At 56.9% G+C, this 15,911-nt stretch carries 12 protein-coding genes and 1 tRNA gene; 9 read left to right on the top strand and 4 right to left on the bottom strand.

What is annotated here, in order from left to right:
* Nucleotides 1-41: 41 nt before the first annotated feature.
* Nucleotides 42-935: a DUF1932 domain-containing protein gene (locus tag OSH04_RS05995; protein WP_266108109.1), complete on the top strand. Its 894-nt coding sequence runs from the start codon at nucleotides 42-44 to the stop codon at nucleotides 933-935.
* Between the two features lie 402 nt (nucleotides 936-1,337).
* On the opposite strand, the gene mgtE is transcribed toward OSH04_RS05995, so the two are convergent.
* From mgtE to OSH04_RS05980, 3 genes are all read right to left on the bottom strand, one after another.
* Complete coding sequence (gene mgtE / locus OSH04_RS05990; protein WP_266108108.1) at nucleotides 1,338-2,819, bottom strand: magnesium transporter; 1,482 nt, start codon at nucleotides 2,817-2,819, stop codon at nucleotides 1,338-1,340.
* Nucleotides 2,820-2,840: 21 nt separating this feature from the next.
* On the bottom strand, nucleotides 2,841-3,185 hold the full coding sequence (locus OSH04_RS05985; RefSeq protein ID WP_003803527.1) for an acyl-CoA thioesterase: 345 nt from the start codon (nucleotides 3,183-3,185) through the stop codon (nucleotides 2,841-2,843).
* A gap of 185 nt (nucleotides 3,186-3,370) precedes the next feature.
* Entirely contained in the window at nucleotides 3,371-4,570 is a 1,200-nt protein-coding gene (locus OSH04_RS05980) for a M20 aminoacylase family protein (RefSeq protein ID WP_266108107.1), read from the bottom strand.
* A gap of 80 nt (nucleotides 4,571-4,650) precedes the next feature.
* Between OSH04_RS05980 and OSH04_RS05975 the strand changes: the two genes are divergently transcribed.
* The gene (locus OSH04_RS05975; RefSeq protein WP_266108106.1) at nucleotides 4,651-6,348 is read left to right on the top strand and encodes an AMP-binding protein; all 1,698 of its coding nucleotides are present in this window, start codon (nucleotides 4,651-4,653) and stop codon (nucleotides 6,346-6,348) included.
* 159 nt (nucleotides 6,349-6,507) lie between these two features.
* Here the strand turns inward: OSH04_RS05975 and OSH04_RS05970 are convergent, their stop codons facing one another.
* Entirely contained in the window at nucleotides 6,508-7,371 is an 864-nt protein-coding gene (locus OSH04_RS05970) for an inositol monophosphatase family protein (protein WP_060185615.1), read from the bottom strand.
* A gap of 132 nt (nucleotides 7,372-7,503) precedes the next feature.
* Here OSH04_RS05970 and mnmC point away from each other — a divergent pair, with 132 nt between their 5' ends.
* The 7 genes from mnmC to glnH all read left to right on the top strand — a co-directional run bounded on the left by mnmC (nucleotide 7,504) and on the right by glnH (nucleotide 15,745).
* A complete protein-coding gene (gene mnmC / locus OSH04_RS05965) occupies nucleotides 7,504-9,369 on the top strand; it encodes an FAD-dependent 5-carboxymethylaminomethyl-2-thiouridine(34) oxidoreductase MnmC (RefSeq protein WP_266108105.1) in 1,866 nt (621 codons plus the stop codon).
* A gap of 151 nt (nucleotides 9,370-9,520) precedes the next feature.
* The gene (locus OSH04_RS05960) at nucleotides 9,521-11,689 is read left to right on the top strand and encodes a glycoside hydrolase family 31 protein (protein WP_115634325.1); all 2,169 of its coding nucleotides are present in this window, start codon (nucleotides 9,521-9,523) and stop codon (nucleotides 11,687-11,689) included.
* 265 nt (nucleotides 11,690-11,954) lie between these two features.
* A tRNA-Lys gene (locus tag OSH04_RS05955) sits at nucleotides 11,955-12,030 on the top strand.
* A gap of 246 nt (nucleotides 12,031-12,276) precedes the next feature.
* Nucleotides 12,277-13,287 (top strand): methionine ABC transporter ATP-binding protein, encoded by a 1,011-nt coding sequence (locus OSH04_RS05950; protein WP_247965900.1) that lies wholly within the window; start codon nucleotides 12,277-12,279, stop codon nucleotides 13,285-13,287.
* Nucleotides 13,284-13,943, top strand: coding sequence for a methionine ABC transporter permease (locus tag OSH04_RS05945; protein ID WP_022983463.1), 660 nt, complete (start codon nucleotides 13,284-13,286; stop codon nucleotides 13,941-13,943). The genes OSH04_RS05950 and OSH04_RS05945 overlap by 4 nt, the downstream gene beginning before the upstream one ends.
* Before the next feature lie 50 nt (nucleotides 13,944-13,993).
* Complete coding sequence (locus tag OSH04_RS05940) at nucleotides 13,994-14,785, top strand: MetQ/NlpA family ABC transporter substrate-binding protein (RefSeq protein WP_009455007.1); 792 nt, start codon at nucleotides 13,994-13,996, stop codon at nucleotides 14,783-14,785.
* A 228-nt stretch (nucleotides 14,786-15,013) separates the two neighbouring features.
* The gene (glnH, locus tag OSH04_RS05935; RefSeq protein ID WP_373568170.1) at nucleotides 15,014-15,745 is read left to right on the top strand and encodes a glutamine ABC transporter substrate-binding protein GlnH; all 732 of its coding nucleotides are present in this window, start codon (nucleotides 15,014-15,016) and stop codon (nucleotides 15,743-15,745) included.
* The last annotated feature ends 166 nt before the right edge of the window (nucleotides 15,746-15,911 follow it).

The raw sequence follows: 15,911 nt of genomic DNA, 5'->3' as shown, positions 1-15,911 counted from the left end.
GCTACCGGCTGCGGCTGATCGTTTCTTCTGTGTGTTTTTCTATGACAACATCTCCCTTATTACATCGTGTTGCCCTGATCGGGGCGGGCGAAGTCGCGCGTTTTTATGGTGCTGCCTTGAAGTTGGCTGGTGTGCAGGTGCCGTTTATCCTGGTGCGCCGGGAAAGTGCCGCAGCCAGCGAACTGGCGCAGCAATTGGGAGCGAAACTGTGTTTGCAGGCGGATACGGATTGGCGGAGTCTTGACGGCGTGTTGTCGGCAGTGACGGGAACACAGGCATACATAGTGGCCAAGGCCGTCATGCCGCATTTGTCTGTGGGAGCGCTGTACATGGATTTGTGTACGGCCGAGCCCCAGGACATGGAGAGCATGGACGCTTTGGCGCAAGAGCACGGAATCGAGCTGGCTGACCTGGCGATTATGGGCTCTGTGCCCTCTACAGGCGCTCAGACGGCTTTGTTGGCGGCAGGGCAAGGGGCAGGCAGGGCTGCGGCGTTTTGGCAGGCTCAGGGCGCTTCTGTGCGTATCTTGCCGGGACAGGCGGGGGATGCAATGCGCTTGAAGCTGCTGCGCAGTTTGATGACCAAGGGGCTGGAGGCCTTGGGAATTGAAAACTTGATGCTGGCCGAGCGCATGGGTTTGCGGGCCGAGCTGTATGAAGTCCTGGAGGATTTGAATCAGCGGGGCTTGCAGGACTTTATGGAGTCCTGCCTGCGCAGCCATCTGGTGCACGGCGTGCGCCGCCGTGACGAGGTTCTGCAAGTGCGTCGTCAGCTGGAGCTGGCAGGGATCGCGCCGCGAGTGACCAATGGCGTACTGGATTTTTTTGAGCACACGGCGCAGACCGAGTCTTTGCAAAGAGCTCAGGCCGTGGGGACCCAGGAGAGTCTGGAAGTGTTCTTGGAAGAGGCCCGACAGTCGTCCTCACGATCTTAGTTGTGTGGAAGGATAGTTTGGTGCGCGTGTTTGAGTTTGCAGCAACTTCTGAGATTGGCTACCACGTTTTTCCCCGGGAAAAGGTAGAGAGCTTGTGCTTAACAAGATAAGGCAAACATACTGAAATCCAACGGACCAACGGACCAACGGACCAACGGACCAACGGACCAACGGACCAACGGACCAACGGACCAACGGACCAACGGATCAACGGATCAACGGATCAACGGATCAACGGATCAACGGATCAACGGGCCAACGCCCCGATATTTTGGTGTTCCAGTGTTCGGATTTTCAGGTTCCCTGGGGCCAAAAGATTCAAAGAGGCGATTTACTCCTTTTGATGCAGAAATCAAAAAACCGGCCAGAAGCCGGTTTTTTTTAATCATACCCGCAGGCGATTTACAGCAAGAACACCGTCGCCAGTCCCAGGAACAGCAAGAAACCTAGCGAGTCCGTCGCAAAGGTCAGCAATACCGAGGAGCCCACAGCCGGGTCATTGCCAAAGCGATCACGCAGAATCGGGATCATCACGCCCAGCGCCGCGCCAATCAACATATTGCCGATCATGGCGGCCATCATCACGGCAGCAATGGCGATCGAGCCGGAGATAAACCAGGCAAAGAATGCCGTTACCGCGCTGCCACAGACACCAACCAGAAAGGTCACCAGCAGTTCGCGCTTGATCAATGGCAGGACGTTGGAACCTGTGACTCGGCCAGTGGCAATGGCACGAATGATCATGGTCATGGTCTGGTTGCCGGAGTTGCCACCAATACCGGCCACAATCGACATCAGGAAAGCCAGGATCACGATGTGGCTGACAGTGTCCTCAAAGCGCGAGGCAATGAAGGAAGCCGTTGCTGCCGTACAGAGGTTGATCAGCAGCCAGGGGGCCCGGTTGCGGATAGCCGTACGGATGGGCGAGAAAATGTCGTCCTCTTGCAGACCGGCACGAGACAGGGCCTGTTCTTCCGAGTCCTCTTGCAGCACGTCCACTACTTCGTCAATGGTGACTCGGCCAATCAGGCGGCCAATATCGTCCACCACAGGAGCAGACACCAGGTCATAACGCTCAAAGGCCCCGGCTGCATCCGAGTCCGAATCCAGTGGATTCAGAGTCAGATAATCGGTGGACATGACGGAGGACACCAGGGTTTCAGGCTCGCTGACCAGCATGCGGGTCAGGGACAGTGTGCCTTGCAGTTTATCGGCCCGGTCCACCACGAAAATCTGGTCAGTGTGGTCTGGCAGTTCCTGCAAACGACGCAGGTAACGCAGGACCACTTCCAGGGTGACGTCCTCGCGTACGCGCACCATGTCAAAGTCCATGATGGCGCCCACGGTGTCTTCGGGGTAGCCCATGGCTTCGATCAGCTGTGCACGCTCCTCGTCCGTCAGGCCGCGCTGCACGGCTGCCACCACATCGGGCGGCAGGTCAGGGACCAGATCGGCAATTTCGTCGGCATCCATATTGCCGGCGGCCGCGATCAGGTCCGCGGCGTCCATGGAACGAATCAGCGATTCACGTGCCCAGTCCGCTACTTCCAGCAGTACGTCGGCGTCGTGCTCGGCATCCACCAATTGCCAGATGGCCTGGCGCTCCAGCTCGGGCAAGGACTCCAGAATGAAGGCAATGTCGGCCGGGTGCAGATCGTTCAGGATGGCCTTGATCTCGCTCTCATGCTGGCGATGGATCAAGCCCTCAAGCAGGTTGGAGCGGTCGTCGTCCTCGAACTGGCGCTGGGCCAGCGATTCCACCACTTCCTGGCGCTTGAGGATGTTTTTCAGGCGATAAAGTGCATGCTGCGCATCCTCGGGCTCCAGGCGGCGTGGCTTGGGAGTGTCACTGGGCGAAGTAGGGGGTACCAGGTTTTCCTGCATAGGCCTGCCTGTCACGAATACTTAGAGAGGGGGCAGCGGGCGGCTGCGGCGCTCGTCATCGGTAGCCACATAGGTAAGCGTGGCTTCCGTTACCTTGACCGTTTCAAGTTGCAGGCGTTTGCGTTCTGCATACACTTCCACCGAAACCGTAATGGAGGTGCGGCCTGTTTTGATGATTTCTGTGTAGAAACTGAGCAAATCACCCACAAACACGGGCTGCTTGAAGGTGAAGGCATTCACGGAAATGGTGGCGACCCGGCCTTGGGCGCGTCGTGTTGCAGGAATCGCTCCGGCAATGTCCACCTGGGACATGATCCAGCCACCAAACACGTCACCGTGAATATTGGCGTCTGTGGGCATGGGCATGACGCGCAGGGTGGGGGCTCCGTCCGGGAGCGAAGAGATGTTGCTTGAAGTAGTCACAAATACTCCCGTATAGGAAGAAAGGGTGGTGGGACAGATGCCCGTCGCGCGGAGCGCACGCCGTCAACAATAGAACCTGCCATTGTAACGGCAAGCTTTGGCCCCGCTATGAAACATTTGTTAAAGCATCAACGGTGTTGCGCCAGCCAGTCCAGAGCCAATTTGGCCCAATAGCTGGCGCCAATAGGAATCAGGGCGTCGTTGAAGTCGTAGCTGCCGTTGTGCAGCATGCACGGACCCATGCCGTGGCCCTGGCTGCGGTGGTCGCCATCGCCATTGCCTAGCCAGACATAGCAGCCGGGGACTTCTTGCAACATGAAGGAGAAATCTTCGGCGCCCATGGAAGGGCGGATGTCCTGACGCAGCTTGTCGGGGCCAACCAGCTCCTTGATGACTTGCGCGCAAAAGGCCGCTTGCTCGGGATCATTGATGGTGGGAGGGTAGCGGCGGTCAAAGTCGAACTCGGCCTTGCAACCCTGGGCGGCACAGCTTTGCTCGCACAGTTCGCGCATGCGGGTCTCGACCAGGTCCAGGGCTTCGGTGGAGAAGGTGCGTACCGTGCCGCGCATGACTGCTTCGTTGGGAATAACGTTATCGGCAGAGCCGGCATGAATCTGGGTAATGCTCAGCACCACGGGTTCGAGGGGGTCCACATTGCGGCTGACAATGGTTTGCAGACTTTGCGCCAGTTGCACGGCCGCCATGATGGGGTCCACGCCCAGATGGGGCATGCCTCCATGGGCGCCTTTGCCTTCAATGCGAATTTCAAAGGTATTGCTGGAGGCCATCATGCCGCCTGGCAAAACCCCGAAGGTGCCGGCAGGCATGCCGGGCCAGTTATGCAGGCCAAAAACAGCTTGCATGGGGAACAGCGTGAACAAGCCATCCTTGATCATTTCGCGTGCGCCGCCAAAACCCTCTTCGGCAGGCTGAAAAATCAGATAGATGGTGCCCGCAAAATCACGGTGCTCGGACAGGTAGCGCGCTGCACCCAGCAGCATGGCGGTATGTCCATCGTGTCCACAGGCATGCATCTTGCCGTCGTGACGGCTTTTGTGTTCGAACTCGTTCAGCTCCTGCATGGGCAGGGCGTCCATATCGGCGCGCAGCCCCACGGATGGACCTTCGCCGCCCGTACCCTTAAGGATACCGACAACGCCTGTCACGCCCAGGCCACGATGTACCGGAATATCCCATTTCTCCAGCCAGGACGCGACTTGATCGGCCGTCCGGGTTTCCTCGAAAGCCAGTTCGGGGTAGGTGTGGAGATCGCGCCGGATGGCCGCAATTTCATGCGACCAGGCGGAAATGGGTTCAAACAGCTTCATGATGCGGGCTTGTCCTTGGGTTTGAACAATAAAGTAGAGTAGAGTTAACCATAAATAAACACGTATTAGGTGACAAGCCCTTGGATACTCAGCAAAAACCTTGGCTCGAGCATTATCCGGCCTCCGTGCCCCATGAGATTCAGTTAGGCGCCGAGCAGACTTTGATCGATTGTCTGGATGCCGCCATGAAAAAGCATAAGGACAGGACTGCGCTGACCTTTATGGGGCATGACATTTCCTATGAACATCTGGACCGTAGCGCGGATGCCTTCGCGGCCTGGTTGCAGGCACAGGGTCTGGAGCGTGGCAGCCGTGTGATGCTGATGCTGCCCAATGGTTTGCCCTTCCTGATTTGCCTGCTGGGCACCATGCGGGCGGGCATGGTGGGCGTCAATACCAACCCGCAATACACCGAACGCGAACTGGAGTTCCAACTGGCCGATAGCCAGGCCCAGGTCATTGTGATTCTGGAAACCTTTGCGCATGTGCTGCAGCAAGTTCCTGACAATGTGAAGCCTGCCCACGTGGTGTTGAGTACCGTGGGTGATCTGATGGGGCTCAAGGGCAGCGTGGTGAATTTCGCCGTGCGTTATTTGAAACGCATGGTGCCGTCTTATTCCTTGCCGGGTTCGCACAGTCTGGAGGCCGTGCTGGAGCAGGGCAGCAAATTGAGCCTGAGCCGTCAGCCCGCCAAACCGGATGATCTGGCGCTGTTGCAATACACGGGCGGCACAACGGGCCGTCCTAAAGGCGCCATGCTTAGCCAGCGCAATTTGATGGCAAACGTCTTGCAGGTGGAGGCCGTGGGCTTTCCCGCTTTGGGTGACTTTAAAGGCCCGGCTTACACCATGATGGTGGCCTTGCCGCTCTATCATATCTTCGCGCTGACGGTTTGCGGTCTGTTTGCCATGTATGCAGGTATGCATATGGTGCTGGTGATGAATCCGCGCGATCTCAATTCGGTTTACAAGGCCTGGAAACGCAATCCGCCTGAAGTCGTTCCAGCGGTGAATACCTTGTTCAATGCGCTGGCGAATCACGAAAAATTCCGTACCTTGCCGTTTGCGCAGCTCAAACTGTGTCTGGCCGGTGGTGCCGCCTTGCAAAAAGCCGTGGCCGAGCGTTGGCTGGCTGTGACGGGCTGCCCTTTGATTGAAGGCTATGGTCTGTCGGAAACCTCCCCGGTGGTGGCGGTGAACTCGACGGATTCACGCGATTACAGTGGCACGATTGGATTTCCCTTGCCTTCAACCGATGTGCTCTTGCTGGACGAACTGGGGCAACCGGTTGCCATGGGCGAACAAGGCGAGCTGGCCGTCAAAGGGCCGCAGGTTATGTCGGCTTACTGGAATCAGCCAGAGGAAACCGCCAATGTCTTTACACCCAATGGTTTCCTGAAAACGGGCGATATTGGTGTCATGGATCAGCAGGGACGTATTCGTCTGGTGGATCGCAAGAAAGACATGATTCTGGTGTCGGGCTTCAACGTCTATCCGAATGAAATTGAAGACGTAGTGGCGGCGCATCCCGATGTGCTGGAAGTGGCGGCGGTGGGGGTGCCCAGCGAACACAGTGGTGAAAGCATCAAGCTGTTCGTGGTCAAACGTAATCCGTCCTTGACTGAAGCCGATATCAAGCAATGGTGCAAAGAGCGTCTGACGGCGTACAAGCGTCCCCGCATTATTGAGTTCCGTGATGAGCTGCCCAAAAGCAATGTGGGCAAGATCTTGCGCCGCGTCCTGCGGGATGAGCAAGCCAAGCCTGAAGCGCAGGCTTGATTTGGAGGTTTGGAGGACGGGGCGATTATTCAGCAAATCGCTGAACCTGGCCTGCAACCTGATCTGCATGAAAAAAGCGAGCCGTTTTAAATGGCTCGCTTTTTTATCGGGCGATGAAGATCGGAGCAGGAAGTCCGGCAACGAGCCCAGGATGTTGCATTAAGGCTTGGGTTTGGTCGGACGCTGTGTCAGCGACGGACGCACCATGCCCAGCAACTCATCGGCAATGTGGGCATTGCCTGCGTAGACGTGACCGCTGACGGGCCAGGGCTCTTCCTGATACAGGTCCTGACACACACCCTTGGCTTCACGCACCAGCAAGGTGCCAGCGGCAACGTCCCAAGGGGCCAGGCCCATTTCCCAGTAACCGTCGTAACGGCCACAAGCCACCCAGGCCAGATCCAGCGCGGCGGCACCCATGCGGCGCACACCACGGCTGCCTGTAATGGAGGCGTTCAGGCTGGGCATGTATTGGTCGGAAAAAGAGAAGTCGCGGAAGGGAAAGCCTGTGGCCAATACCGAGTCCGCCAGTTTTTTCGATGAGGATGTCTGAATACGGCTGCCATTTAACCAGGCGCCCACACCGTACATGGCGGTAAACAGCTCTTCGCGATTGGGGTCGTAGACCACGGCAATGACCGGCGTGTCCTGGGCCAGAACGCCGTTATCCATTTGCGTGCCGGCCGGGGCAATCAGGGCAACTGAGACGGCATAGTGAGGAATGCCGTGCAGGAAGTTGGTCGTGCCATCCAGCGGGTCGATATACCAGGTGGGACGGCCTGTATTCACGCCGCCGCTTTCCTCGGCCACGATATCAATGTCCGGGGTGCGCTCCATCAGCACACTGATGCAGGCCTGCTCGGCTTCATGATCGGCTTGCGACACCAGATCGTTGTGCATTTTGTTGCTGATCACCAGAGAGCTACGGTCCGACGCATAGGCTTGTAAAATAGCGGCGGCGGCATGGGCTGCGGTAACAGCAGCGTCCAGGCAGGCGCTGAGCGGTAAACGTGACAATGGCATGGCAATCCGGTTTTAAAAAAGAAAAGTCTGAAGCTGAGACTTTTCATTGTACGTGTTTGTTGGTGTCAGTTTGATTAAGGCCAGTTTAAGGGGTTAGAGCGTGTGTGAGTGTTGTTATGGGCAGGAAAATTAATGGCTGCCTCTGCGTTTGAGCCCCTGGTCCCGGCCGTTCTGGAATTCAATGAGCATGGCGTGCCTGTCAGCGCGGTGTATCAGGATAGCTATCACCCGGCAGATGGCCCTTTGGGGCAGGCACGACGGGTGTTTCTGCACGGTAATGGTCTGCCCGAGCGTTGGCGGGGGCGATCCCAGTTTACGATTTGTGAAACCGGCTTTGGACTGGGGGCCAGCTTTCTGGCTACCTGGCAGGCCTGGCGTCAGGACCCGGAGCGCAGCCAGCGGCTGCATTTCGTGTCGGTTGAGGCCCATCCTTTCCGCCAGTCAGATTTGGCGATTCTGTACGCCCGCTTGCCCGAGGAGTTGCAGACCCAAGCCCAGGAACTGCTGGCAGCCTGGCCCATACTGGTGCCGGGCATACACAGGCTGGAGCTGGATAGGGGACAAGTCACACTGACCTTGGCCTTTGGGCAAGCCGAAACCATGATGCGCGAGCTGCACTGCCATGCGGACGCGTTTTACCTGGATGGCTTTGCGCCCCGTGGCAATCCTTCCATGTGGTCGCGGTCGGTCCTGGGGCAACTGGTGCGTCTGGCTGCGCCGGGGGCGACAGCGGCTTCCTGGTGCTGTGCCGGGCAGGTGCGACGTGATCTGGCCTCGGTAGGTTTTGAAGTGGAAAAAGTCCCCGGTGCCGGGGGTAAGTGGTGCACCATTCGCGCTCGCTTGCGTGCCCACCTGGGACGACGCAGCAATTTGCCACCACAGCAAGGGCGGGCGGTAGTGATTGGTGCCGGTTTGGCGGGGGCGGCCTGTGCCTGGGAGTTGGCCCGCAAAGGTGTGCCCGTTCTGGTTTGTGATCCGGCACTGAGTCAGGGCCTGGATGCAACGCATCAAGGTCACCGTCTGGCTGCCATCTCCCCCGTGTTCGCCCTGGATGATGCCCCCTTGGCCCGCTTGAGCCGTAATGCTGTTCTGCATGCCTGGCAGGGCTGGAAAGACTTGCCGGAAGCGGCTCGCCCGCGTCGAGTTGGAACCTTGGTGTTTGGGCAGGCGGGCAATAGTGATGCCGAAATTCAGCAGGCGCTGGAGCGTTTGGCCTTTGATCAGGATTGGGTGCAATGGCTGGATCGTGAGCAGGGCTCGGCCTTGGCTGGGGTGCCGCTGCAAGGCGGTGGCCTGTATTTTCCGCAAGGCATGGTGGTGAATCCCGGTGCACTGGTCGCCCATCTGCTGGATCACCCCTTGATTCAATGTCTGCCAGAGCAGGTGTCCTTGCGAGCTGGCCCGGAGCCGGAAGTGTGGGAGGTCTGCAATCGGCAGGGGGAGTGCCTGGAAAGCAGCAATCGTGTACTGATAGCTGCGGCAGCCCAAAGCCTGAGTTTGCTGCCCGACGAGTTCTTGGCCCAGCATCCCCTGCCACGGCTGGCGGCCATGCAGCGTCTGGCCGGGCAGGTGACATACTTGCCTGCCGAACAGGCTTTGACTCGTGGCGAAGTGACTTTAAGCGGTCAGGGCTATATCCTGCCTGTAGGCCCGCAGGGGCAAGTCATTGGTAGCACCTACGAACGTTTGGGTGAGGCTGCCCAGGTCAGCCGCCAGGGTCATCAGCAAAATATAGAAAAAGTTTCTGCCATGCTGGCTCATCCCGCTGTGGCGGTGGCAACACCCGAACAAGGATGGGCCGGTTGGCGCTGTGCTTTAAGTGATCATTTGCCCGTGATGGGTTTTGTGCCGGGCCCGCCCGGTTTGTTTATGGCTGCGGCTTACGGCTCACGTGGTTTGAGTTGGAGCCTGCTGGCAGCCAGTTTGTTTGCCGCTTATTGTCTGGAGGAACCCATTCCTTTGGAGCGGCGTTTGGAGCAAGCCTTAATACCTCGCTAAGGCCCTTTTTTCGAATTATTTCGGCGAAATTTGAAGCAACATTTTCCTTTGTAGCGCAAATACGTCAAAATAGTGGCCTTGTTAAGTAATCTTGAGCGTGACCCTGCGATCAGCATCGTGCCGTTCGCTCCACTCTGACGACGTGACACAATTGTTTAATCATCTGAGTTTGTTGACGACGAAACCGGCCCAGGCCGATTTCGCTTTTGTCGAAACCGATTTTGCGCTGCGCATCGAAGCTCATGCGCCGGGTGTTTTTCGTTTCCGCTGTATGCCGGCTACCCGGCTCGATAATGAAAAGCTCAGTACCCGTGCCAAAGCTTTGGGCGATATGCTGCTGGCCCGCCATGAGGCGGTCAGCGAATTTCAACTGGAAGCAGCCGATTCGGGCTGGCGGATTGAGCAGGGCGAGCTTGCCCTGCACATTCAGGCCAATCCGTGGCGCTTTGAAGTCCGGCGTGGCGAGCAACTGCTCTTGAGCAGTGGCGATCAGCCATTGACACTCGAGCAAGAGCCCAACAGTTGCTGGCAGCTGGCTCTGGCCCTGGCCGAGGAAGATGCCCTGTATGGTTTGGGCGAAACCCTGGGCGAGCTGGACCGCCGCGAGGAAACAGTCGACACCGATCGCCCGGACGACCGCAGCCTGCCTTTGCTCTGGAGCACCCAAGGCTGGGGTTTATACATCAATACCTTCGAGCGGGTTGAACATGATCTGGGTCAGCAAGATCTGGATGCGTACCGCGCTCGTGTACACGCTGCCGACCTGGATTTCTTCCTGTTCCTGGGTGATCCCAGCGAAATTATCAACCAGTACTCCGCCTTGACGGGCCGTGCTGGTCAGCCCGGTGTCACGCCTATGGGCTTGTGGCTGGATGGCGCTCAGGCGCAGGATGTAACGTCCTTGCGTGAGCTGGCCAATCAGTGCCGCGAGCAGGGCATTGCGCTGGATGTGGCCGTCTTGCCGCCACCGGAGCCTTACGATTTTCAGCAGGACAAGCCTACGCTGGAGTGGGATGCCGCCCGCATGGCTGACCCTCGCGACGCTTTCTCTGCCTTGCAGAATGATCAGTTGCAGCTGGCCGCCTGGACTCGTCCTTGCGTACTGGCGGGCACCAGCTTGTTCGAAGAGTGGGAAGATCGCGGTTGGTTGCTTATCAATGATGACGACGGCTGCGCCTATGTCTTCCCTGGCGATGAGCTAAGCGGTGGTCGCGACTACGGTTTGCTGGACCTGACCCACAAAGACGTGTTCCGCATGTGGACCGAGCGCCAGCGTCAGATGGTCGACGATGGTCTGGGTGCCGTGTTGTGCAATGCCCGTTTTGATATTCCGGATGCCATCACCAGCCGTGGTGGCGAGTCTGGCGCCCTGTTGCGTGCAATTTACCCTGTGCTGGCACGTCAGGCCCTGTTTGATGCTGTTGCCGGTCACAAGACACCGCAAGAAGGCGTGGTTGCCAGCCGCGACCTGAGCCCATCTTCCCAGCGCTTTGCCTGGCAGTTGGGCCCGCAGGTGGAAAATACCTGGGCAGGTCTGACGCAATCCTTGAAGTCCGCCTTGGCTACCGGTAATAGCGGCGTGCCTATCCAGATTCATGGCTGGGGCAATGCGGCTGCATCGACTAGCGAAATGACGCCAGAGTTGTATCTGCGTTGGTTGGCCATGTCGGTTTTCTCGGCAAACTTCAGTCTGCAAGGTATTCCTGCCTTGCGTCCTGATGCGTTTGATGAAGAAACCCAGGCTCAGGTTGCTCATTGGCTGGAGTGGCGTTTCCGTCTGGTGCCTTATGTATTGGGCATTATTGAAGACGCCGTGCGTACTGGCTTGCCGGTACAGCGCTCCATGGCTCAAAGCTTCCCGGCAGATGCCCAGGCTCGCTTGTGGGATACCCAGTATTTGTTGGGTCCTGCCTTGCTGGTGGCTCCTGTCTTGCAGCCCGGCCAGGATATCGAGGTCTACCTGCCTGAAGGCGATGCCTGGTGGGATCTGAGCACGGGCTGGCGCTATGAAGGCGGCACCATCCTGAAAATGACCGTGGGTCTGGACCGCTTGCCGGTCTTTGGCCGCGAAGGCCATATGCTGTGTCTGGGACCGGTGGTCAAGCATACATCCGAGTTCAACTCGGCTCGTTTGCTGGATGAGGTCTGGATGTTTGGCATGCCCGAGCACAGCCCGGTTGTGATGCGCAACAAGATTCGCGTCATGCAGATGCAGGGTTCCAGCTACATCAAGGGTCTGGAAGGATTGAAGATCCTGCCGTCCGAAGGGCTGGAGGTCAAACGCCGTGGTGCCGAGGTTCGTATTTCTCGTGCCCGTTAAGCGCTAGACGAGCCTGATCGTCTTTGAATGCCTCCCGGCATTGGGGTCTGACCTCAGTCTCGGGAGGCATTTTCTATTTTCAGCAGTAAATGCTCCTGGATAGATGTTCCGATTTTGTTTCTGAAACAGGGAAAAGGGCTGGGGCGGGGCCTTAGCAAGACGCTGTTTTCAGGTTTTTTAAAGAAAAACGCCTTTTTTCCAATTATTTTGCATTTAGTGCTTGACGGCTCCTTCGAATCAGGCCATAATTTCATCTTTCAGTCGGGGGTCGTTAGCTCAGTCGGTAGAGCAGCGGACTTTTAATCCGTTGGTCGCGCGTTCGAGTCGCGCACGACCCACCACTAAACTGAAACGTAGAAACAAGGCCGCTCTTAGCGGCCTTTTTCTTTGGGCGCTTGCCTTGCACAGCCAAGGTCACATCCGCGCATTGGCCGGTCGGAAATCTTGCTATACAGTGCAGCCCTCAGTATGGTTTCAATATTTCCTTGGGTTATATCTATCTGGTCATAGTCAAATTTGCTTTATGGTAAATTTCGCTTACAGCTCAGGCTTTTATAACTCGACTGACTAACTAGGCTGAGTTCATCTTGATTCGTCTTGAACACATCTCAAAAACCTATTCCTTGGCAGGCAAGACCGTTCATGCTTTGAACGACGTTTCCTTGCAGATTCACCAAGGAGAGGTCTTCGGTATTATTGGTCGCTCGGGTGCTGGGAAAAGTACGCTGATCCGCATGCTCAATCTGCTTGAGCAACCCAGTTCAGGTCAGGTCTGGGTACAGGATCAGGACATCACACGCTTTTCGGGTGCGCAGTTGCGCGCGTTCCGACAGGGCGTGGGTATGGTGTTCCAGCATTTCAATCTGCTCCATTCCCGCACGGTTCTGGATAATGTCTGTTTTCCTCTGCGCCTGGCAGGGGTGGATCGCGCCCAACGTCACGCTCGTGCTCTGGAAGTGCTGGAGCTGGTGGGCTTGAAGGACCATGCCAACAAGTATCCCCGTCAGTTGTCGGGCGGACAGCAGCAGCGCGTCGGTATTGCCCGTGCCCTGGCTAATCGGCCACAGCTTTTGCTGTGCGACGAAGCGACCTCGGCGCTGGATCCGGAAACCACCCAGTCGATCTTGCGTTTGCTGCGCGAGATCAATCAGGAGCTGGGGCTGACGATTGTCCTGATTACGCACGGCATGGATGTCATTCGCTCAGTCTGTGATCGGGTTGCCGTGATTGATGCTGGCAAGATTGTGGAGTGTGGCGAAGTGCTGGATGTGTTCCTGCACCCGCATCACCCCACCACGCAGTCCTTGCTCAGTGAAAGCGGCGTGAACGCTGATGACTGGCACGCGCTGGCCGAAGGGGTGACTGGTAGCGTCATGCGCCTGAGTGTGCGTGGTGTGGCGACGACAGAGCCCCTGATCAGTCGTATTACCAGCCAGTTGGGGCTGAATGTCAGCATCTTGCAGGGAGCCATTGGCCGCATCAAAACCGAGCCCTACGGACAACTGGTCGTGGCCGTGCAAGGGGATGCGCAGGCTAAAGCAGGGCTGGATGCCTTGCTGACTGAATTGAATGTCCAATTTGAGGTATTGCGACCATGAACTTTAGCAACCTGGATTGGGCGCTGATTGGTGAAGCCACGATTGATACCTTGTTGATGACGGGTATTTCGCTGGGCTTTACCGCAATTATTGGTTTGCCATTAGGCGTGCTGCTGTTTCTGACCAGCCGCAAGCAGATGCTGGACAATGCCTGGATCTACCAGAGCTTGTCCCTGATCGTGAATATTTTGCGGTCCGTGCCGTTCCTGATTCTCCTGATCGTCATTATTCCTTTGACACGCATTCTGGCCGGTACGTCGTTGGGGGTGCAGGGCGCTATTCCACCCTTGGTCCTGAGCGCCGCGCCGTTTTTTGCCCGTTTGGTGGAAAACGTCCTGCGTGAACTGGACCCCGGTGTGAATGAGGCCTGCCGTGCCATGGGAGCGAACTCCCGTCAGACCGTTTTGCTGGCTTTGCTGCCTGAGGCGACGACCGGCATTGTGGCGGCCCTGATTGTGACCGCCATTGCCCTGGTGGGGTATTCGGCCATGTCCGGTGTGATCGGCGGTGGTGGCCTGGGTGACCTGGCCTTGCGCTTTGGTTATCAACGATATCAAACGGATGTCATGGTGGTGACCGTGACTATCCTGGTGGTGCTGGTGCAACTCCTGCAGGTGTTTGGAGACGCCATGGTGGCTCGCTTGAGCCGAAAATAAGTCCTGGCAGCTATCGTCATAGTCTTGCCTTTCTGAAACTGGAGTCGCTCATGTCTTTGAAGAAATTTGTTCCCGTTCTGGCCTTGTCCGTGTCGGCTCTGCTGGCCAGCGTGGCCCAAGCTGCCGAGACCCTGTCGGTTGCTGCTACCCCCGTGCCGCATGCCGAGCTGCTGGAGTTTGTGAAGCCTGCTTTGGCCAAGGAAGGTGTGAACCTGGATATCAAGGTGTTCACCGATTACGTGCAGCCCAACCAGCAAGTGGCTGACGGCCATATCGATGCCAACTTCTTCCAGCACAAACCTTACCTGGATACCTTCAATAAAGAACACAAAACCGATCTGGTGTCGGTGGCTGTGGTTCACGTTGAGCCCTTCGGTGCTTACTCCACCAAGATCAAGAGCCTGGATGAGCTGAAAGAAGGCGCGTTGGTGGCGATCCCTAACGATCCTTCCAACGGTGCCCGTGCCTTGCTGCTGCTGCAAAAAGCCGGTGTTCTGACTCTGAAAGATCCCTCCAACATTCTGGCAACCTCGCGTGATGTGGACCAGAACCCCAAGAAGCTGAAGTTCAAGGAGCTGGAAGCCGCTACCTTGCCTCGCGTTCTGGCTGATGTGGATATCGCCCTGATCAACACCAACTACGCGCTGGAAGCCGGTCTGAACCCCACCAAGGATGCTTTGGCTATCGAAGGTGCAGACTCCCCTTACGCCAACTTGATCGCTGTAGCTGCCAAGTCCAAGGATGACCCACGCGTGGCCAAGCTGATCCAGGCTCTGCATAGCGAAGACGTGAAGAAATTCATCGCTGACAAGTACAAAGGTTCTATTGTTCCTGCGTTCTGAATTTGAGTGTTGATACGACTCGCTGTATGAAAAAACCTCGGGATTTCCCGAGGTTTTTCTTTTTTTAAAACTATTAAATACAAACAGTTGTGCTGCTTCGGGTAGGATAGATCAACGCTGGGGCAGGTCATGAGCCTGCGCTGACTTGGGTAAAACATCGAACTGGCTGGTTTTGGGTCAGTCCCTACAGAGGAGTAACGGATGTTCAATAAGAAAATGAAAACCCTGATGGCCGGTTTGGCCTTGGCTTTGGCTTTGCCCGCTGGGCAGGCTCTGGCACAACAAGGCAAAGAGCTGGTGGTCGCAACCGATACGGCGTTTGTGCCTTTTGAGTTCAAGCAAAACGGTAAATACACCGGTTTTGACATCGACCTGTGGGATGCGGTCGCCAAGAAGGCCAATCTGAATTACCGCTTCCAGCCCATGGACTTCAACGGCATTATTCCGGGCCTGCAAACTCGCAATCTGGATGCTGCGCTGGCCGGGATCACCATTCGTGATGACCGCAAGCAAGTGATTGATTTCTCCGATCCTTACTACGAAAGCGGTCTGGCCATTCTGGTCAACACCGATAACTCGGCCATCAAGACTGCCTCCGATCTGGAAGGCAAGACTGTAGCGGTGAAGATCGGTACCGCCACGGTGGACTTCATGCAGCGCTCGGTACCTACTGCCAAGCTCAAGCTGTTCCCCAATATCGACAATGCCTTCCTGGAGCTGGCAACAGGCCGTGTGGACGCGGTGGTGCACGATACGCCTAACGTGCAGTACTACGCCCAGACCGGCGGTAAGGATCGTGTGAAGGTCACTGGCGCCGTGAAAAGTGGCGACTTCTACGGTATTGCCTTTCCCAAGGACAGCGAACTGGTTCCGGTCGTGAACCAGGCTTTGAAAGATATTCGTGCTGATGGCACCTACGACAAAATCTACCAGAAATGGTTTGGTAAACAGCCTGAATAAACAGGCGTAAAGCCAAGCGCATGCCAAGCGGTGATCGCGTGTCGTAACGGGATCACCGCTTTTATTTTTTGACGCTCTGTTGTGGGCGTTTATTCAAAGACAAAGGTAGCACTGTGACTTTTGAATGGGACGCTATCTGGGGGGCTTTACCCAGCCTTCTGGAAGG

The organism is Alcaligenes nematophilus (genome assembly GCF_026344155.1).
Lineage (GTDB): Bacteria > Pseudomonadota > Gammaproteobacteria > Burkholderiales > Burkholderiaceae_B > Alcaligenes > Alcaligenes phenolicus.
Note: the sequence above shows the minus strand (reverse complement) of the source record. Positions and strands in the feature narration are given on the sequence as shown.

Coding starts and splice junctions, on each gene's coding strand:
- OSH04_RS05995 (WP_266108109.1), top strand. CDS start 42: ATGACAACATCTCCCTTATTACATCGTGTTGCCCTGATCGGGGCGGGC.
- mgtE (WP_266108108.1), bottom strand. CDS start 2,819: ATGCAGGAAAACCTGGTACCCCCTACTTCGCCCAGTGACACTCCCAAG.
- OSH04_RS05985 (WP_003803527.1), bottom strand. CDS start 3,185: ATGCCCATGCCCACAGACGCCAATATTCACGGTGACGTGTTTGGTGGC.
- OSH04_RS05980 (WP_266108107.1), bottom strand. CDS start 4,570: ATGAAGCTGTTTGAACCCATTTCCGCCTGGTCGCATGAAATTGCGGCC.
- OSH04_RS05970 (WP_060185615.1), bottom strand. CDS start 7,371: ATGCCATTGTCACGTTTACCGCTCAGCGCCTGCCTGGACGCTGCTGTT.
- mnmC (WP_266108105.1), top strand. CDS start 7,504: ATGGCTGCCTCTGCGTTTGAGCCCCTGGTCCCGGCCGTTCTGGAATTC.
- OSH04_RS05945 (WP_022983463.1), top strand. CDS start 13,284: ATGAACTTTAGCAACCTGGATTGGGCGCTGATTGGTGAAGCCACGATT.
- OSH04_RS05940 (WP_009455007.1), top strand. CDS start 13,994: ATGTCTTTGAAGAAATTTGTTCCCGTTCTGGCCTTGTCCGTGTCGGCT.
- glnH (WP_373568170.1), top strand. CDS start 15,014: ATGGCCGGTTTGGCCTTGGCTTTGGCTTTGCCCGCTGGGCAGGCTCTG.